Consider the following 20,132-nt stretch of genomic DNA (forward strand, 5'->3'; position numbering starts at 1 on the left):
CTAAACAAGAATTGTAAAAACACGCACAGCCTTATATACTGTCAACGGTTTTATACCGTGTCGTCTGTGGGTAAACCTATTTTTACATCGAAGTTTTACAGGCAAGTGATCTTTTAAGTGTTTAAACAGGTTTATCTAGAGTGTGCCATTTGTGCATGTCGTGCAAGTGGGTTGATAAAAACAAGTAGATGAAGCTCTTATCGAGCAAAGATGGGCAAGTAACTGTGAAAAAGCAAAGACCTGTAAATCTAGATCTTACGACTATATCTATGCCAGCAACGGCAAAGGCGTCGATCTTACATCGTGTCACTGGTGTCGCGTTGTTCTTCGCGCTGACATTTGTCATTTGGGCGTGGTCTGAATCTCTCTCTTCTCCTGAAGGTTTTGAATTTGTAAAAGAGCTTATGACTGGCTTTGTTGCAAAATTCATTGCGTGGGGCACCTTGGCTGTATTGTCTTACCACATCATTGGCGGCATCCGTCACATGATCCAAGACATGGGCCACTGGGAAGAGTTAGAGTCGGGCAATGCAAGTGCTAAAATTGCAATCGCCATTTGGGTAATCGTTGCGATTCTTGGTGGAGTGTGGATATGGTCTTAAATCAAGCAACTCTGAAACGTGATGGTGTACAAGATTATGTATCACTTCGCGCAACAGCATTAATCATTGCAGCATATGCTGTATTTATCGTGGGCTACTTAGCGTTAACTCCTGAATTAACGTATGAAGCATGGACTGGGTTGTTCGACAACTTGGCTATGAAAGCTGCAACTATTATTACACTAGTTTGTATAATGGTTCATACTCGTATTGGTCTTTGGCAAGTTCTTACTGACTACGTCAAGTGTTCAACAATGCGTTCAGTTTTAGGCTTTGTATTAAATCTAATGGCACTTGCATATGTTGCTGTTGGTTTGTTTGTTCTGTGGGGTGTTTAAGTGAAATATAATGTCCGTGAATTTGATGCTGTAGTTGTTGGAGCCGGCGGCGCGGGTATGCGTGCTGCACTTGCTATTTCTGAGTCAGGCAAGACATGTGCTCTTATCTCTAAAGTATTCCCAACTCGTTCTCACACAGTATCTGCGCAAGGTGGTATTACGGTAGCACTTGGCAACTCTCATGAAGATAACTGGGAATGGCACATGTACGATACTGTCAAAGGTTCTGATTATATCGGTGACCAAGACGCTATCGAATATATGACTAAAACGGGTCCTGAAGCTATTACTGAATTAGAAAACATGGGTTTACCATTTTCTCGTTTTGAAAATGGCCGTGTTTATCAGCGTCCTTTTGGTGGTCAGTCAAAGCATTTTGGCGGCGAGCAGGCTGCACGTACAGCAGCTGCTGCTGACCGTACTGGTCACGCACTTCTTCATTGTCTATACCAACAAAACGTTAAAAACAAAACAAACGTTTTCTCTGAGTGGTATGCCCTTGACCTAGTTAAAAATGACAAAGGCGACGTTGTTGGTGTTACAGCGATTGAGATCGAGACTGGTGAAGTTGTTTACTTCAAGTCTAAAGCCGTTGTACTTGCAACTGGTGGTGCTGGTCGTATCTATGCATCAACAACAAATGCACACATTAACACTGGTGACGGTGTTGGTATGGCAGTGCGAGCTGGCATCGGCATGCAAGACATGGAGATGTGGCAGTTCCACCCGACAGGCATCGCAGGTGCTGGTACGCTAGTAACAGAAGGTTGTCGTGGTGAAGGTGGTTACCTTCTGAATAAAGATGGCGAACGTTTCATGGAACGTTATGCCCCTAATGCTAAAGACCTTGCTGGTCGTGACGTTGTTGCACGTGCAATGATGACTGAGATCCGTGAAGGCCGTGGTTGTGAAGGCCCTTGGGGTATTCACATTAAGTTGAAACTTGACCACCTTGGTGAAGAGATGCTTAACCTTCGTCTACCAGGCGTTTGTGACCTATCAAAAACATTCGCACACGTAGACCCAGCTAAAGAGCCAATTCCAGTAATCCCAACATGTCACTACATGATGGGTGGTGTACCTACAAATGTAAACGGTCAAGTACTTGACGTAGACAATAACGGTAACGAACGTATCGTTGAAGGTCTATTCGCAGTAGGTGAGATTGCTTGTGTATCAGTACACGGTGCAAACCGTCTAGGTGGTAACTCGCTACTTGACTTAGTTGTATTTGGTCGTGCAGCAGGTAACTTCCTAGGTTCTTACTTGAAAGACTTTGAGTCAACTGGTGAAGCGTCTAAAGACGATGTTGATGCAGCGTTTGCTCGTTACAATCGTTGGGAAACTTCTGAAGTTGGTAAGGGTGAAGACCCGGTTCAAATCAAGAAAGATCTGCAAGAGTGTATGCAGCTTAACTTCTCGGTATTCCGTGAAGGTGATGCAATGGCTGATGGCCTTAAGCAGCTTAAAGAAATCCGTGAACGTCTTCAGTATGCGCGTCTTGATGACAAGTCAACTGAATTCAACACGCAGCGTATTGAGTGTCTTGAACTAGATAACTTGATGGAAACAGCATACTCAACAGCAGTTGCTGCTAACTTCCGTACGGAAAGCCGTGGTGCGCACTCAAGATTTGACTTCCCTGAGCGTGATGACGAGAACTGGTTATGCCATTCAATGTATCACCCTCAAAGTGAGTCAATGACAAAGCGTGATGTTAACTTTGCGCCGACTACGCGTGAAGCATTCCCACCTAAAGCTCGTACGTACTAGGAGTTAGACGATGGCAACAGCAACTTTAGAATTATCTGTTTATCGTTACAACCCAGATGTTGATACTGCACCTCGTATGCAGGAATACAAACTTGAGGTTGAAGAAGGTCGTGACATGATGGTGCTTGACGCACTACTTATGTTAAAAGAGCAGGACTCAACACTTTCTTTCCGTCGTTCATGTCGTGAAGGTGTTTGTGGTTCTGATGGTCTAAACATGAATGGTAAAAATGGCCTTGCATGTATTACTCCATTGTCTGCTCTACAAAAGAATGGCAAAGGTAAAATTATCGTACGTCCACTTCCTGGCTTGCCAGTAATTCGTGACTTGGTAATTGACATGAGTCAGTTCTACACTCAATACGAGAAAGTAAAGCCTTACTTGATCAATGATAAGCCAACTGGTGGTGAAGAGCGTCTTCAATCTGTTGAAGACCGTGAAAAGCTAGATGGTCTTTATGAGTGTATTTTATGTGCATGTTGTTCTACTTCATGCCCATCATTCTGGTGGAACCCAGATAAATTTATCGGTCCTGCGGGCCTTCTTCATGCGTATCGTTTCTTGGCAGATAGCCGCGATACAGCAACTGAAGAGCGTTTAGCTGGTCTTGATGACGCGTTCAGCGTATTCCGTTGTCACAGTATCATGAACTGTGTTAGCGTTTGTCCGAAAGGTTTGAATCCAACCAAAGCGATTGGACACATTAAATCTATGCTATTAAACCGTTCGGTTTAAAGCATATTATTATCTTAAGATGGCATGCTGAGCATGCCATCTTGTTTTCGTTTAAGTTTAAGTTTCTGCGCTAGAGAAAAGGGCTAATAAATGCACGAAGGTGTGATGAAAGCATGGCTGGAATCTTCTCACTTATACGGCGGTAACGTTGCATATGTAGAAGATTTATATGAGGCGTATCTTGATGATGCGGCTTCAGTGCCAGAAGAATGGCGAGAAGTGTTTGATCAACTGCCTAAAGTAGAAGGTGTTGATGTTGATATTAAACATTCCGATGTAAGAGCACAATTTGCTGAGCTTGCTAAGAACAAACACAGAGAAGTAGTAGTTTCTGCAGAAGGTGCGGCAGATGCAAAACAAGTGCGTGTGTTGCAGCTTATTAATGCATTTAGATTTAGGGGCCACCAAAATGCCAATCTAGACCCGTTGGGTTTATGGCAACGTGACCGAGTGAGAGAACTCGAGTTGGCTTACCACGATTTAGATGATGTGGATCACGATAAAGAATTCAACGTTGGCTCTTTTGCCTGTGGCAAAGAGACAATGAAATTAAAAGACTTGTACGCTGCGTTAAAGTCTACCTACTGTGGTTCAGTTGGTGCAGAGTACATGCACATCACATCAACCGAAGAAAAGCGCTGGTTACAACAACGCTTAGAAGCCGGTTTCTCTAAGCCTCAATTTAGCAAAGAAAACAAACTACGCTTATTGCAAGGTTTAATCGCTGCAGATGGTCTTGAAAAATATCTTGGTGCTAAGTTCCCAGGTGCAAAACGTTTCTCACTAGAAGGTGGCGATGCACTTGTACCAATGCTGAAAGAGCTGGTACACAGAGCTGGTGAAAGTGGCCAAGAAGAAGTTGTTATCGGTATGGCTCACCGTGGTCGTCTTAACGTATTAGTTAACGTCCTTGGTAAGAACCCTCAAGAATTATTCGATGAATTCGCTGGTAAATATGGCGAGTCTGCAGGTTCTGGTGATGTTAAATATCACATGGGCTTCTCTTCTGATTTCGCGACGCAAGGCGGCGATGTTCACATGGCATTGGCGTTTAACCCGTCTCACTTAGAAATCGTTAACCCAGTGGTTATGGGCTCGGTAAGAGCACGTCTTGACCGTTTAGATTGCGCAAGTGGCTCTAAGGCACTACCAATTACGATTCATGGTGACTCGGCAATTGCAGGTCAAGGTGTTGTACAAGAGACGTTTAACTTATCTAAGACGCGTGCATATGGCGTTGGCGGTACTGTTCGTATCGTTGTGAATAACCAAGTTGGTTTCACAACATCTAAACCAGAAGATACACGTTCAACAGAATACTGTACTGACATCGCAAAGATGGTTCAGGCACCAATCTTCCACGTAAACTCTGACGATCCTGAAGCAGTTGCATTCGTAACACAAATTGCGCTTGATTTTCGTAACAAGTTTAAGCGTGATGTTGTTATTGATTTAGTATGTTACCGTCGCCACGGTCACAACGAAGCTGATGAGCCAAATGCAACTCAGCCTCTAATGTATCAAAAGATCAAAAAGCACCCAGTACCGCGTCAGCTTTATTCTGACAAACTTGTCGCTGAAGGTGTATTGTCAGCACAAGAAGCAAAACAGCTTGCTGATGACTACCGAAATGGCTTAGACAATGGTGTGTGTGTTGTTTCTGAAATCCAGCCAGAAACGAAGCATTCATCTGAGTGGTCTAAGTATGTCGGTCATGACTGGGATACGCCTTACGAGACAGAAGTTTCTGTTGATAAGCTTAAAGAGCTTGGTGAAAAGGTTGCTAGCTACCCAGAAGATCACAAAGCACAGTCTCGTGTTAAGAAAATATACGATGACCGTAAAGCGATGGCTAAAGGTGATAAGCCACTCGATTGGGGTATGGCAGAGACGCTTGCATATGCAACTATGGTTGACCAAGGTACTGACATTCGTCTAACTGGTCAGGACTCTGGCCGTGGTACTTTCTTCCACCGTCACGCCGTTGTTCATAATCAAAACGATGCGTCTACTTATTTGCCGTTGCAAAATATCAGCCCAGAGCAGGGTACTTTTGAGGTTTATGACTCAGTACTTTCTGAAGAAGCTGTATTAGCATTCGAATACGGTTACGCTACTGCAGAGCCTACTTCATTGGTTCTTTGGGAAGCACAATTTGGTGACTTCGCAAACGGCGCACAGGTTGTATTTGACCAATTCTTAAGTTCTGGTGAGCAAAAGTGGGGCCGTTTGTGTGGCTTGACTCTGTTGCTTCCACACGGTTACGAAGGTCAAGGTCCAGAGCATAGTTCTTCACGTATGGAGCGTTACCTGCAGCTTTGTGCTGACCACAATATGCAAGTATGTGTACCAACTACACCTGCGCAAGTTTACGCAATGCTGCGTCGTCAATCAGTACGTCCATTACGTCGTCCATTGATTGTAATGACACCAAAATCATTGCTACGTCACCCATTAGCGGTTTCTAGTCTTGAAGAACTGTCTGATGGTGTTTTCCACAATATGATCGATGAAATCGATGAGATTAAGCCGGAAAACGTAGAGCGTGTTGTATTCTGTAGTGGTAAGGTTTACTACGAACTACTTCAAGAGCGTCGTAAGCTTGAACTAAACAATATTGCTATTGTACGTGTTGAACAGTTATATCCATTCCCTCACAAAGAGATGGATGAGATCATGGCTCGTTACCAGCATGTTAAAGATTTCGTATGGTGTCAGGAAGAACCACAGAACCAAGGTGCTTGGTACTGTTCTCAACACCATTTCTGGGAAGCAATCCCTGCAGGTGCAAACCTAACATATGCTGGCCGTAAGGCATCAGCTGCACCGGCATGTGGATATATGTCTACCCACACTAAAGAACAAAACGCGTTGATTGCTGACGCATTAACAATTAAAAAATAAGGAATAAGAGATGACAACCGAAATTAAGGTGCCTGTTCTTCCTGAGTCAGTTGCAGACGCGACCGTTGCGACATGGCATGTAAGCGTTGGTGATACGGTAAGCCGTGACCAAAACCTAGTTGACATCGAAACGGATAAAGTCGTTTTAGAAGTTGTCGCACCTGAAGATGGTGTAATTGTTGCTATCTCCGAAGAAGAAGGCGCAACAGTATTAGGCGAGCAAGTAATTGCACAAATCGGTGCTGCGGGTGCGGCACCAACTCAATCAAATGAACAACCAGCAGCGCCAGCGGCAGCGGCGCCAGCAGCAGAAGGTAAAGAAGTGGACATTAAAGTACCAGTACTTCCAGAGTCAGTAGCAGACGCTACAATCGCAACTTGGCACGTTCAACCAGGTGAGGCAGTAAGCCGTGATCAAAACCTAGTTGACATCGAAACAGACAAAGTTGTTTTAGAAGTTGTTGCACCTGAAGACGGTGTAATGGGTGAGCACTTGCATGCTGAAGGCGATACAGTACTTGGTGAGCAGGTTATTGGTAAGCTTTCTGCAGGTGGTGCACCAGCTGCAGCGCCAGCAACTTCTGACGCAGCACCTGCAACATCTGACGAAAACGCAGATGTGCTTACGCCTTCAGTTCGTCGTTTAATCGCTGAGAAAGGCTTAGATGCTTCTCAGATTAAAGGTTCTGGCAAAGGTGGTCGCATCACCAAAGAAGATGTTGACGCATTCCTTAAAGCGCCAGCAGCTAAGCCAGCAGCAGCACCAGCAAAAGCGGCAGCGCCAGCAGCACCAGTAGGTGATCGTACGCAGAAGCGTGTTCCAATGACACGTCTTCGTAAGACAATTGCTAACCGTCTTCTTGAAGCAAAGAATTCAACAGCAATGCTTACTACGTTCAACGAAGTAAACATGAAGCCAATCATGGACCTTCGTAAGCAGTACAAAGATGTATTTGAAGAGCGTCACGGTATCCGTCTTGGTTTCATGTCTTTCTACGTGAAAGCAGTAACAGAAGCACTTAAGCGTTTCCCTGAAGTAAATGCATCAATCGACGGTGATGATATCGTTTATCACAACTACTTCGACATCAGCATCGCTGTTTCTACACCTCGTGGTCTAGTAACACCAGTACTTCGTGACTGTGACAAGCTATCTGTTGCTGAAATCGAAAAAGGTATCCGTGAGCTAGCGCTTAAAGGTCGTGATGGTAAACTAACAGTTGATGATATGACTGGTGGTAACTTCACAATCACAAACGGTGGTGTATTTGGTTCACTACTTTCTACGCCTATCATCAACCTACCACAGTCTTCAATTCTTGGTATGCACAAGATCCAAGAGCGTCCAATGGCTGTAAACGGTAAGGTAGAAATTCTACCTATGATGTACCTAGCGCTTTCTTATGACCACCGTCAAATCGATGGTAAAGAATCAGTTGGTTTCCTAGTAACAATCAAAGAATTACTAGAAGATCCAACACGTCTACTTCTAGACGTTTAATCAAAAGATTAAATCTTAAGCTGTATGCGTGCAATTAAGCAACATACAGCTTTTTTTTTGCGCCTTTGGTCTAACTGGGGTTTTATTAAAACGCCGTGGGATCTATACTATGTGCGCAATTTGGGATAGCTGATTATTTGCATAAATATTCAGCATTTTTAGTATAAAAAATTGGATAAAGCATCATGAATTTGCATGAGTATCAGGCAAAACAACTTTTTGCCGAATATGGTTTACCTGTGTCTGAGGGTTACGCTTGTGACACTCCTCAGGAAGCAGTTGAAGCTGCTGGTAAAATTGGTGGCGACAAGTGGGTCGTTAAATGTCAAGTACACGCGGGTGGCCGTGGTAAAGCTGGCGGTGTTAAGCTAGCTGATAGCAAAGACGAGATCCGCGCATTTGCTGAAAACTGGTTAGGTAAAAACCTAGTAACTTACCAGACTGACGAAAAAGGTCAGCCTGTTGCTAAGATCCTAGTTGAAAGCTGCACTGATATTGCAAATGAGCTATACCTTGGTGCTGTTGTTGACCGTGCTTCACGTAAAATCGTGTTCATGGCTTCAACTGAAGGTGGTGTTGAAATCGAGCAAGTTGCTGAAGAAACGCCAGAACTAATTCACAAAGCTGAAATCGATCCACTAGTAGGCCCTCAGGCATACCAAGGTCGTGAGCTAGGCTTCAAGCTTGGTCTTAACCCAGCACAGATCAAACAGTTCACTAAGATCTTCCTAGGTCTAGCGAACATGTTCATCGATCACGATTTCGCACTTCTAGAGATCAACCCTCTAGTAATCACTGACGAAAACAACCTACATTGCCTAGACGGCAAGATTGGTGTTGATGGCAACGCGCTTTTCCGTCAGCCTAAGATCCGTGAATTCCACGATCCTTCACAAGAAGATGCACGTGAAGCTCACGCTGCAAGCTTTGAATTAAACTACGTTGCTCTAGACGGTAACGTTGGTTGTATGGTTAACGGTGCAGGCCTAGCGATGGGTACAATGGACATCGTAAACCTACACGGCGGTAAACCAGCTAACTTCCTAGACGTTGGTGGCGGCGCGACTAAAGAGCGTGTATCTGAAGCATTCAAGATCATCCTTTCAGATGACAACGTAAAAGCAGTACTAGTTAACATCTTCGGTGGTATCGTTCGTTGTGACATGATCGCTGAAGGTATCATTGGTGCAGTTAAAGAAGTTGGTGTAAGCGTACCTGTAGTTGTACGTCTTGAAGGTACTAACGCTGAAGCTGGCCGTGAAGTACTAGCTAACTCTGGTCTTGACATCATCGCTGCTGAATCACTAACTGATGCTGCAGAGAAAGTAGTTGCTGCTGCGGAGGGCAAATAATGTCTGTACTAATTAATAAAGATACTAAAGTAATCTGTCAGGGTTTCACTGGTGGTCAGGGTACTTTCCACTCAGAGCAAGCTATCCAGTACGGTACGCAAATGGTTGGTGGTGTTTCACCTGGTAAAGGTGGTCAAACTCACCTTGGTCTTCCAGTATTCAACACTGTACGTGAAGCTGTAGAAGCAACTGGCGCAACAGCGACAGTAATCTACGTACCAGCTGCATTCTGTAAAGACGCTATCTTAGAAGCTATCGACGGTGGCATTAAGCTAATCGTCTGTATCACTGAAGGCATCCCTACACTAGATATGGTTGATGTTAAAGTGAAGCTAGAAGAAACTGGCGTTCGTATGATCGGTCCTAACTGTCCAGGTGTTATCACTCCGGGCGAGTGTAAGATTGGTATCATGCCTGGTCACATCCACTTACCTGGTAAAGTAGGTATCGTATCTCGTTCAGGTACGCTTACTTATGAAGCAGTTAAGCAAACTACTGACGCTGGCTTCGGTCAATCTACTTGTGTTGGTATCGGTGGTGATCCAATCCCAGGTACTAACTTCATCGACGTACTAGAAATGTTCCAGAACGATCCAAAGACTGAAGCAATCGTAATGATTGGTGAGATCGGTGGTACAGCAGAAGAAGAAGCTGCAGAGTACATCAAACACAACGTGACTAAGCCAGTTGTTTCTTACATCGCTGGTGTTACTGCTCCTCCGGGCAAGCGTATGGGTCACGCTGGTGCAATCATCTCTGGCGGTAAAGGTACTGCTGATGAGAAGTTCGCAGCTCTAGAAGAAGCAGGCGTTAAGACTGTTCGCTCTCTAGCTGAGATCGGTTCTGCACTTAAAGAAAAAGCTGGTTGGTAATCGTTTACCATTCAGTTAAAAAAGGCTCCCTAGGGAGCCTTTTTTGTTTTTATTAACTCGTTCTAAATAGCGTTCATACTTTTCAAACTGAATTTGGAGAGCGTAATATAATCACTAGCTAAGCAAACTCTGCACGATTATTATTTAGCAATTAAATGAGTCTTAGAAGAACCATTAAAAGGCGAGCCAATCTACGACTCGTCATAAGTTGCGATTAAACCCAATTTACATTGATCCCACATAATATCTAGAGGTTGAGTTAGTTACACAAAACGAGGAGCGCACTATTGTTTAATGAGACGAATACCTTTAACAGATTATTCAAAAGCTTAAGCTTGTCTGCACGACCTTGACTTGGTGTCTTTCATCTCTTATTACTAGTTTTTATTTTAAACTAAGACCTAATTTATCTTTTACAGTTAGTTGTAATTAAATGTGCTTGAAGTGACACTATATTCCCTGTTATAAACATCAACTCGATGCCATTTAATATAGGTAACACTATGTCCAAGAAGGACTTTGTTAGTCATTTACTGACAGAATGCGATGTCATGATCCGCTATGCTTCAGGCGAAGGAAAGACCATGCCAAGCTATATCCCGAACACAGTTTATCAATTACAAAATAAGCAAGAGGTGAGAGAGGGAGATAGTTATAGCTTAATGTTAGAGCACGAGTTAACTGCCCTGACGAAGTGTCATAAAGAGTTATCTTTACTGGTTTATCCAGCTAAGCCACTGACGCTTGCTATTATGGACAAGGAGTCTACTTCGGTTAGTTGGTTAAGGTTTTTAGGGCCTGTTAAGTTAGTTCGGCATATGTCATTGCTGGCGCTTTTCTTTTTAATTTCTATTATTTCGCTGTCTATATCACCTGAGGTCAATCAGAAAACAATTAATGAAGGTTTATTTAACTCAGAAGGCAGGGTGCTCTTACTGAATCAGTTATTTTTGCTCTGCTGCGCGGGGCTTGGGGCAACATTTGCTTGTTTACATAAATCTCGTAATTTTATTCGATTATGCAATTACGATCCCAAGTTTGATTCTACTTATTGGTCTATGGTGATTATGGGATTTATGGCGGGATTGATGATTGCAGAGCTGATCCCAACCCAAGAGATAACTCAAAATCACTCTTCATTGGGTGACTTTCATAAGCCGCTCGCTGCATTACTCGGTGGTTTTTCAGCAGATGTGATATACAGCGTGTTGAGTCGATTAGTTGAAGTAGTTAACCAGCTGATGGGCAGCACAGATCAGAGAACCAAAGATAAAGTAAAAAATGGGCTAACCCGAGCCGATCTCGCTGAGCAATTGCAGCAGCAAAATAAAGATATCAAAGATACTATCTCACAAAGCCAACGATTAAATCAGCAGCTCATGTCTACAATTACACAAGAGAGCGAACCTTCGTTATACAGTCAAGCACCATTGCCTCATTCTCCTCAGCAGAAGAGTACTGAGACGTTAAAATCGACTCATGACACGATAAAAACATCGGCTAGCAAATCTAAAGCGGCTTTAATGGAGCCTTAGTATCTATAAAATCTATTGAGCATTCTTTTGGATATCAAGCCCGTAATTATTGTACATTTCGTAATAAAGGATTACATTTAAAGCGAGAGATTTTATACGGGCTTTTATATTTGCAACTATTCATTTTTTTCGCAGTTTCTTTATTATTTACGTGTTCTGCATTCGGTGTTTCAAAAAAGCAGCTTTTGGAGTACGAAGCTGAAGCTGTAACATCGCCATCAACGCTGCTTTCGACTCAAGTACCACCAGAGTCGACTGATGAAGTCTTATGGCTCACATTGAAAGCACGCGCCGCTTTTTTTAGAGGAGATATTGAAACGGCTGAAGCTGTTTATGATTCGGGAAAAGTAAAAGTTCAAGCATCTCCTTTAAAGCTATCGTCTGGATATTGGTTCTTGTATCGTGCTTTTTTTTCCATAGAGCAGGGAGAGTTGGACAAGGCAAAGCAATATATCAAACAAGCTAGGTTGTGCTTTACACAAAATAAAGCAACCGATTTTCTGATCCGAACCTATGCAATGGAGGCGATTATTTCTGTTTGGCGTGAGGAATACAGTTTTGCGTTGAAGTCACTTCAATCAGCTCAAGCGCTGCTCACGCGGAGCGAAAATAAGTCCGACCCCATTACGAGAATGATGGTATATGATAGCTCCACAGCTTATTATTCGACGTTAAAGTTTTATGTTAAAGCCTTGGGTTATGCACATCAGGCACAGGATTTGGCTCAGCAGTCTCACAATTTGTTAGACGGACTCCCTATTAAGTATAATTTGTGCTTAACATTGTTACGTGCTCAACTGATTGAAAAAGCCCAGCAGTGTTACCAGAAAATGTATAACGTCTCTGAGTTACATAATTTGCCTAGATACGAGTTTTGGGCCTTATCTGGGCTCGGTAAAATAGCGCTTTCAAATAAAAATTTTACTGATGCGATTAAATATCTTCAAGCTGCTCGACAAACACAGCATAACGCCATTATTAATCCGGCACACATCATTGTGTTACATAATAATTTAGCCTATGCGTTTGCTCAGATGAAGTTATTCGACCAAGCGTTAGAGCAAATCGCGCTATCTAAGCAAGTGTTAAAGTCGTATAACAGTGCGCTTAATAATCGCTATACTCGACAAACTTTAAAAATTGAAGCCGATGTTTATCAATCGAAACAAGATTTGCCGCAAACAATTTCTACGCTGCGTACTTACATTCGCTTGCTTGAAGAAAGTGAACTTAAAACACAAAGCAAACCTGAACACAAAGCAATTGTACTCGAGCAACCAATCAGATCAGCTCGCCAAGTTAACACGGCAGCTGAAGACGAAGTTGTAAAAGCGCTTAAGCATGCCCGTATTATTATCGCACTGCTTATTGTTACTTTGTGCGCTGTGATTATTTACTATAGGCGCTCTAAACACAATTTAGCACAATCTTTGAACTATAAAGATACTGTAACAGGGCTATATAACAGGCGGTATTTTATTGAGCAGTTTGAAGGGATCTCAAAGAAGAATCTCGATTATGCCATGGCGCTTATTGAGATCAGTCCTGAACAAAGTGAAACTATGTCTGCCTCGGATATGGATGCCAAGTCTATTAAATTTGCGGCACAACAGCTATCTATGCAGTTTAGGGATGATGGCGATCTTGTATGTCGAGTGAGTGGGCAAGAGTTCGTCATTTTGTGTGAAGGGATGAAAAAGCCTGTTTTACAAAAAAGATTAGCGGTATTACAGCATGTATTTGCCGCACAAGAAAATGTAACGGCACTGCAAATGTCAGGGGCGCTGATATGCTCGGAGGAAGGGGATTTTGGTAATATCTTTGCTGAATTAGAGAGCCGGTTAATTCATGTTAAACGGACTGCAAAAGGGCAGGTGGTCGCATTTTGACCACCCGCTTTAGATTGCCTTATTTGATTAGTAAGTATAACTAATATGCTGGAAGAACCGCATTGTTACATCCTGCTTCTCAGGGTTTATAGGTAGTTGAGTAATAAATCGTCGAACCATCGTTTCTACATTATTCATAAATTTTCCATAGCCAGCATCTTTGTTATCCGCATCACTGGCCACGATGACAAAGTGCATGACATCACATAAATGTTGCGCGTCCCAAATTGTATGGGTTTGACCGTCTGCTAAAGATGTATCAAAGCTTAACTTTTGTAGCTCTCTATTGTGTGCCGACTTATCGATTTGACTGTTTCTTATTATTGGCATTCGACCATCAGCCACAAACCCTACATGAGAAAGCTGTAGCTGAGTACAGGTTGTCAATAGTTTGTCTTCAATATGTCGGTAAAACCCAGAATAATCTCCTGGTCTCAATAAGTGTTGATATTCAGTCTTTATCGCTCTGGTGATCGGTACTGAAAAAGTAACATAAGTGATTTCACTGTGTGCCTCTGGCAGTGAGCAGTTTCTTGCCTGATATCTTGGATATAAGCTTCTTAACTTATAGCCATATGTTTCTCTGTGTCCTTTTATTTTCGAGAATATATCGTAAGTTAGGTGTTGATGGTCCCTTACTTTAAAGCACATGTTCTCTTTTTCGTATTGTGTTTGTAAAGCATCTAAGGTGCGCTTTACTTTGCTGTGAAATGCCGCTGCATTTGCTCTTAATTCATCACCCGTTGCTAAAAATAACAAACGGATCTTTCTCGCTTTGTGGCCTTCGTCTTGATAGATCTTATGGGCTTCATGGTATTTTGGGTTGTAAAAAAACAGTATTTGCTTATCTGTTTGTAAGCTATATGCTTCTTCATGATATCGGACAACTGGTAATTTGTCGTTCACGATAAGTTGAACGTTATAGAGTTCATATTCATCACACAGTGCAAATAACTTTCTCGCAAGCCTTTGATATGCACTCTCTAAGTCATCAAAATGGCTGTAAAATGAGTCATCAGGTTTAAACTCAGCCAGAATGTAGTGGTTATTGCGAGCATTGGTTGGAATATAGACGCGATGTAAATTCAATGATGCCATTTTTAATCCTTAACGATACACCTAATTTGACTTCATATTATTGAATTTACGTGACGATTTTATTGCGCTGGAACAAAAGTTGTCACAAAACTTGGGTTTGTTCTTATATTTAATCGTAGGAAATTAATCATGTTTGTGCTGCAAATTAGGATAACAGATTAGACAAGTAAATGATTCTCGTTTAAAGTTTTTGTGTATTAAATAGGAACTTGATAAATGAATCTATTACCTTTGAGTGATCGAGCACTCAACTTTTTAGCTTTAGCCGAAGCAAATAATAACAATGCTAACTCTTGCGACCTTGTCATTTTAGAAGGCCATTATGGCATGCAACGGTTGTTTGACTGTGTGGATAAAATTGCAAGCTTACATCCAATAATGCAAAGTCGCATTGTCAGAAAAGGGCTAAAGTATTTTTGGGAGTATGATGAAACGCTTTACCCTGAAAAGTTGCAACTGGATTGGACTGATCGCTTTGTAGACTTAAAGCAATGGCATATCGCGCTGCGACAGTACGCGATTGACAACCCCGTTGACCCATATGTTGGATCCCCAGTTCAATTTGTCTGTATCCGGTTTAAACAGTACAGCGCATTGTTATTTCTTTCTTCACATACTGCATCAGATGCCCGCAGCGGCTACATTTTATTTGAACAGTTACATTCACTTTTACTCAACCAGCCTATTTCGTGTATTGATAATAGCTTTTGTGAAGAGCATATGCTTTTTGATAAAGTTGGTACAAAAGCATTGTTTCATGCTGGTGTTAGATTAGCCGTTGATTTATTTAGAACGAAAAAAAGAATTGCGATTGCAGACTCAGAGTGTTGGTGTGTTGATTATCATGACTTCGGTTTGGACGCGACTAAAGCGCTGAAAACCTGGTCTAAACGGCATCAGGTTTCTGTGAATGTCGCGCTTAATTATGTCTTAAATAAAGCACTGAATAATGGTCAAAAATACACTGTACTTGAAACTATTTCGCTCAGGGGAATAGCGAAAAAGGATCTTGCTGCCTCATATAATAATTTAATTATGCCTTTCGGTTCAGAGATCGGAGGCGAAAGTTGTTGGATTAAGGCGTACCAGGCGCGTTTGCAAGAGTTGAAACTTGAAGGGTATAAGGTGCATCAAGCCGAGCAGAAGATTCAGTCTTACTCAATAAATCTAGTACCAAAATCTGCGCTTAAATTACTTGTTGAAAGTTATAAAAGGTTGTTTCTCAATGGTAATGTGATCTTGTCCAACCTAGGTAAATTGGAGTTTAACTTAAGCTATATTGGCTCTTTTAAGATTATTGATGTGTATAATTTTAGTGTACCATTGCCACCTGCTGGTCTGGCGTTAGTTGCCAGTACGTACCAGGGGCGATTGCGTATTTCATATGCTCATAGGGGTGAGGTAGAGTTATCGATCACGCCTTCGATTGAACGTGAGATAGCAGCGCTGAATACTTAAATGTCATAAGTGCTTCGCAATTAGTCACTTTGGATATGGATAATGCCCCCTACAATTGGATGGGATGTTTTATCCAATATCAAGCTAAATACCTATTTTCTTGTAAAGTTTTATCATTACAACGCGCTTTGCTTCTCATTTGAAATACTGAGTGTTAAACAGAATAGAGTTATACATCAAATAAACAATGGTTTATATATTGTATTAATTTTGTTTTCACATAAATGGTAATAGCGCGTCTTTCCTCCGATATAAATTTTTTTATTGGAGAAATGATGTTACATACAGGGGAGTTGGTTGCCTTAAAACAAAGGCAGCTAAAAGGACATAGTGAATTTTGGAAAGTTTGGCTTGAAAACAAAGATAAATTATTAAGTTGTTGTCATAGGTGGTTAAGAAATGACAGCGATAAGGTAGAAGATGTACTTGCGCAAACCTGTGAAAAGGCATTTAGAGCATATAATCGTGCTGATTATACTATCGAGAATGAATTCGCTTGGTTATGTCGCATTGCTCACAACCTCTGCATGGATGAACATCGTGCTAAAGCAAAACACCAAGATATTGTTAATCATGTATCTGAATTACCAGACCATTTTTTCTTCGCAGATAATCAATCTACTTCGCTAGAAAGCGATCATTGGAATTCTAGTTTGTATACAAGGCTAGTAAATGAAATCTCTATTTTGCCAAAGGATTTACGCCTTGTGATGCAATATAAATTTATATATGAAATGGATTACCCTGAAATAGCCAGGCGCCTTCACTTATCACTAGAAAATGTTAGAAAACGTGTGCAACTCGCGAGAAGACAGCTGACAAGTTTAAAAGAAGAATATAAGAGATATAGCTAACGGATTTTTGATAGTCTGGTGGCGTATAAATTTTTTAATATAAATATTTAACCTAAAAGCTCAATAAATAAATTCACACATATCTCAGTCTTACGTTTATACCTTGATAGGTTTTTGAACATAAGCCCAACCTGTAAAGTGGCCTTATTATGTAAGGTCACTTTTTTCAAACTATTAAAAATTTAATTTTCACAAAAAATAACTATTTCCGTCTGTTTAGTATTAAACCAGCAATAGGAAATCGAAAAGTTTTTATTGCTATAGCTAAAAACTAACTGCCGTTTAAGTTGCTTCATATTGGGGGTGATGTGGCGGAGCGTATCTGGAATTTGTGATGACAACAATAAGAAACTGGTATGTAGTTTACACCAAACCGAATACTGAAAAAAAATTCGCGGAGCAGGTTTCACTCATAAAGAGTGGCTGTGAGGTTTTTTTACCATTAATAGTCGAGAAAAAACAGTGGAGCGACCGAATTAAATCAATAGCGAAACCTTTATTCAAATCTTATGTATTTGTTTATGTCGATGACTTTGAATATCACCATGTAAAGCGACTTAGTGGTTTTGTCGATTTTATTAAATTTAACGGTAAACCTAGCATGGTGAGTAATTCAGAAATTGTAAAAATTAAAACGGTGATGTCGTCAGGTTACCAGTGCGAACCAGTACCGACTCGATTTGCCGTTGGGAGCGTTGTAGAAATTACTGTGGGCACTCTTAAAGGGTACCAAGGAAAGCTCGTTGAACGTAAAAATGACTCCGTATTTGTTATCGAGATAGAAGGATTGGAGCAAAGCTTAATGATATCAGTGCCTTCAGACCTTTTGCTTTCGAAGGAGGTGTCATGACTCACGGTGTCTCGCGTCAAAACCTTGAAGCATTGAAGGTACAATTGATTTGCCATGAAGGACTTACTGTTAAACCGGTGAGAAACAGCGACGGCGTACTCGTTGTCGGTGTCGGTAGGCAAATAGAGCAGGTAGGTATTAGCGAACAAGAGGCGGAATATATGCTTGAAAACGATATTGCCTATTTAGCTCACACTCTTTCGGTAGAGGTACCAATTTTCAATCGTTTGAATGAGTCTAGAAAGCTGGTCCTGCTTAATATGGCCTTTAGCATTGGTATCGATGGCTTAAAAGGATTGAAAAAACTATTAGCAGCCTTGTGTGTCGAGGACTTTTCATTGGCTGCGCATGAGGTTTGGCACTGTGGCTGGGTAGACACGTGTTGTGATAGAGCGATGGAGCTCGCTATTCAAATGAAACATGGGTGACCAAATGGAAATTCATGACGACTCAGCAAAACAATTTAAAGCCGAAAAGCAGCTATCATTGCGATTTTTTCAGGTTGGCATAGCGCTAGCTAATGATGATGACAATATACAGGAGCGATTAAGTCAACTTGATGAAGCATTAAGTACACTGATTAACACCTCTAGATTTAAGTATGTTGAAGGGCGTTTTTCTCTCACATCACATGAAATTAGGTTGATTGCTCTTGTCTACATTCAAACTCTGGAGCCGGATATTTTAATGCCTTATATCGGCCTGAGTTGGTATGAGCAAGGGCCAATGTTAAGTCTCGATAAATTGCTTTTCCTTTGCCAGCGAGGCTCTAAACGAGCCTTAATTTCTAAAAATGTGCTATGTGGTCAAGTATTCGATTGGCGTTTATTGCAATGCTCCGAAAAAAAGTTGCTGACTGAAAGTGTCAGTTTACATATCGAACTCAGGCAATTCTTACATACTGGTCAAGTCACTTTGAGTAATGATCACTTTGTAAAGCTGGGCTCGTCTACCGTTCAGGATGTGGCTTTTACATCGTGTTTCAACCCTAACATTGACTTAAGTGACTCACAGTTATTCGAACTTGGCACAACTGACCCTCGGATGGCTCAGTGGTACACAGAGCAACTGGCTTTGTTATCAGGAGGGGATTTTGGTTATTTTTCAGATGAGCAAGCGCAAGATCTGACTTTGTCAGAAATCATGTTGTCGTTGGTTGGACTAATATTAAATGCGAATTCTAAATGCGTGTTTATATTTATTGAAAAACTTCATACAAAACATGCCCATGCACTACAAAAAATGCTGGAGCATGGACAGGGTGCCCAAACCCGATTGTATTTTTTTACTTTAGAGGCTTCAAACACGAATCGAGATAAAAGCTTGTTTCGTGTGATCGAGTGTCAACCGCCTTCACATAAGTCGTTAGTATGCGCCTGGCTGAAACTGTCTTTAGAGCCTGATGAAGCAAAAGCGCAGTGTATCGCTACGAGGTACCCTGTGCCAATTTATCTAATGTCAGGGCTAGCGCAAGCCGCTAAAGTTACCCTTCAGAATAACGCTGATTTTTGGCGTGAATTACAGCTTCGGTGTTTGGAAGAGCTAAATAAAGGACCTGAAGACCTAGCGAAACTTTCTGAACCAAGGTTCAAGTTGTCTGACATGGTGCTGTCTCCAGCAATACACAGCCAACTTTATGAATTAGTCGGCCGAATTGACAGGCAAGCCGAATTACAATCCTTACTTCAGCGCTTTACGCCAGGTTGTAAGGCAATTTTTTGGGGCCGTCCTGGTACAGGCAAGTCAATGGCTGCTGAAGCAATTGCAGGTGAACTACAGCTTCCTTTATATGTCGTTAATTTAGCTAATATTGCCAGTAAATGGATTGGTGAAACTGAAAAGCACTTAGCGAAGCTATTCGATCAAGCTCAAAAACACAATGCAGTGTTGATGTTTGATGAGGCTGATGCTGTGTTTGCAAAACGTAGTGCTGTTGAATCCAGTCAGGACAAGAATGCCAACATGGGTGTCAGTTACCTCTTACAGAAAATGGAACACTACAGCGGGTTACTGCTGTTAAGCACCAACTTAAAATCAAACTTAGATGACGCGTTTTTGAGGCGTTTTCATAATGTGATTGAGTTTACTATGCCTTCAGCTCAGCATCGGGAAGAGATATGGCAGCGTATGTTGAGCGGTATTTCAAACGATGCGTTGACCAAATCTATTGGGAGTTTGGCACAAAGGTTTGAGTTAAGTGCAGCACAAATTATCAATATTACAGAGTCAGCGTTACTTCAACGTTTGATAGAACAGCATAGCTGTATTGACCCGGAATCATTAGCCAGAGCGCTCAAAAGAGAGCTTGCGAAACAGCATGAAGGGTTTATGGCACAGCATGAAATTAAAGCTTGGTTGCAAGGAAATTAA

At 41.7% G+C, this 20,132-nt stretch carries 16 protein-coding genes; 15 read left to right on the forward strand and 1 reads right to left on the reverse strand.

What is annotated here, in order from left to right; genetic code table 11:
* Positions 1-224 precede the first annotated feature (224 nt).
* From sdhC to N473_RS02755, 10 genes are all read left to right on the forward strand, one after another.
* Positions 225-602 carry a succinate dehydrogenase, cytochrome b556 subunit gene (gene sdhC, locus N473_RS02710; RefSeq protein ID WP_145925080.1) on the forward strand — a complete coding sequence of 126 codons (378 nt, stop codon included), beginning with the start codon at positions 225-227 and terminating at the stop codon, positions 600-602.
* Positions 593-940 (forward strand): succinate dehydrogenase, hydrophobic membrane anchor protein, encoded by a 348-nt coding sequence (gene sdhD, locus N473_RS02715; protein ID WP_039609795.1) that lies wholly within the window; start codon positions 593-595, stop codon positions 938-940. The genes sdhC and sdhD overlap by 10 nt, the downstream gene beginning before the upstream one ends.
* The gene (gene sdhA, locus N473_RS02720; protein ID WP_063366608.1) at positions 941-2,713 is read left to right on the forward strand and encodes a succinate dehydrogenase flavoprotein subunit; all 1,773 of its coding nucleotides are present in this window, start codon (positions 941-943) and stop codon (positions 2,711-2,713) included.
* A 10-nt stretch (positions 2,714-2,723) separates the two neighbouring features.
* Positions 2,724-3,449 carry a succinate dehydrogenase iron-sulfur subunit gene (locus N473_RS02725; protein ID WP_039609797.1) on the forward strand — a complete coding sequence of 242 codons (726 nt, stop codon included), beginning with the start codon at positions 2,724-2,726 and terminating at the stop codon, positions 3,447-3,449.
* A gap of 90 nt (positions 3,450-3,539) precedes the next feature.
* Positions 3,540-6,353, forward strand: a complete 2,814-nt coding sequence (gene sucA / locus N473_RS02730; protein ID WP_063366609.1) for a 2-oxoglutarate dehydrogenase E1 component — start codon at positions 3,540-3,542, stop codon at positions 6,351-6,353.
* 10 nt (positions 6,354-6,363) lie between these two features.
* Positions 6,364-7,854, forward strand: coding sequence for a 2-oxoglutarate dehydrogenase complex dihydrolipoyllysine-residue succinyltransferase (gene odhB / locus N473_RS02735; RefSeq protein ID WP_063366610.1), 1,491 nt, complete (start codon positions 6,364-6,366; stop codon positions 7,852-7,854).
* 185 nt (positions 7,855-8,039) lie between these two features.
* Positions 8,040-9,206 carry an ADP-forming succinate--CoA ligase subunit beta gene (sucC, locus tag N473_RS02740; protein ID WP_023399327.1) on the forward strand — a complete coding sequence of 389 codons (1,167 nt, stop codon included), beginning with the start codon at positions 8,040-8,042 and terminating at the stop codon, positions 9,204-9,206.
* Complete coding sequence (sucD, locus tag N473_RS02745) at positions 9,206-10,078, forward strand: succinate--CoA ligase subunit alpha (protein ID WP_023399328.1); 873 nt, start codon at positions 9,206-9,208, stop codon at positions 10,076-10,078. Before sucC ends, sucD begins: the two co-directional genes overlap by 1 nt.
* 503 nt (positions 10,079-10,581) lie before the next feature.
* Positions 10,582-11,613 carry a hypothetical protein gene (locus N473_RS02750; protein ID WP_155735516.1) on the forward strand — a complete coding sequence of 344 codons (1,032 nt, stop codon included), beginning with the start codon at positions 10,582-10,584 and terminating at the stop codon, positions 11,611-11,613.
* A 185-nt stretch (positions 11,614-11,798) separates the two neighbouring features.
* The gene (locus N473_RS02755; protein WP_155735517.1) at positions 11,799-13,502 is read left to right on the forward strand and encodes a GGDEF domain-containing protein; all 1,704 of its coding nucleotides are present in this window, start codon (positions 11,799-11,801) and stop codon (positions 13,500-13,502) included.
* Positions 13,503-13,529: 27 nt separating this feature from the next.
* Here the strand turns inward: N473_RS02755 and N473_RS02760 are convergent, their stop codons facing one another.
* Complete coding sequence (locus N473_RS02760) at positions 13,530-14,600, reverse strand: DUF3083 family protein (RefSeq protein ID WP_063366613.1); 1,071 nt, start codon at positions 14,598-14,600, stop codon at positions 13,530-13,532.
* Between the two features lie 216 nt (positions 14,601-14,816).
* Here N473_RS02760 and N473_RS02765 point away from each other — a divergent pair, with 216 nt between their 5' ends.
* The 5 genes from N473_RS02765 to N473_RS02785 all read left to right on the forward strand — a co-directional run bounded on the left by N473_RS02765 (position 14,817) and on the right by N473_RS02785 (position 20,132).
* Positions 14,817-16,058 (forward strand): hypothetical protein, encoded by a 1,242-nt coding sequence (locus N473_RS02765; RefSeq protein WP_063366614.1) that lies wholly within the window; start codon positions 14,817-14,819, stop codon positions 16,056-16,058.
* A 272-nt stretch (positions 16,059-16,330) separates the two neighbouring features.
* Positions 16,331-16,912, forward strand: coding sequence for an RNA polymerase sigma factor (locus N473_RS02770; protein ID WP_196766361.1), 582 nt, complete (start codon positions 16,331-16,333; stop codon positions 16,910-16,912).
* Between the two features lie 334 nt (positions 16,913-17,246).
* Positions 17,247-17,762 (forward strand): UpxY family transcription antiterminator, encoded by a 516-nt coding sequence (locus N473_RS02775; RefSeq protein WP_063366616.1) that lies wholly within the window; start codon positions 17,247-17,249, stop codon positions 17,760-17,762.
* Positions 17,759-18,190, forward strand: a complete 432-nt coding sequence (locus N473_RS02780; RefSeq protein ID WP_063366617.1) for a glycoside hydrolase family protein — start codon at positions 17,759-17,761, stop codon at positions 18,188-18,190. Before N473_RS02775 ends, N473_RS02780 begins: the two co-directional genes overlap by 4 nt.
* 4 nt (positions 18,191-18,194) lie before the next feature.
* Positions 18,195-20,132, forward strand: coding sequence for an ATP-binding protein (locus tag N473_RS02785; protein ID WP_063366683.1), 1,938 nt, complete (start codon positions 18,195-18,197; stop codon positions 20,130-20,132).

The sequence above is a fragment of the Pseudoalteromonas luteoviolacea CPMOR-1 genome (assembly GCF_001625685.1).
Classification (GTDB): Bacteria; Pseudomonadota; Gammaproteobacteria; order Enterobacterales; family Alteromonadaceae; genus Pseudoalteromonas; species Pseudoalteromonas luteoviolacea_K.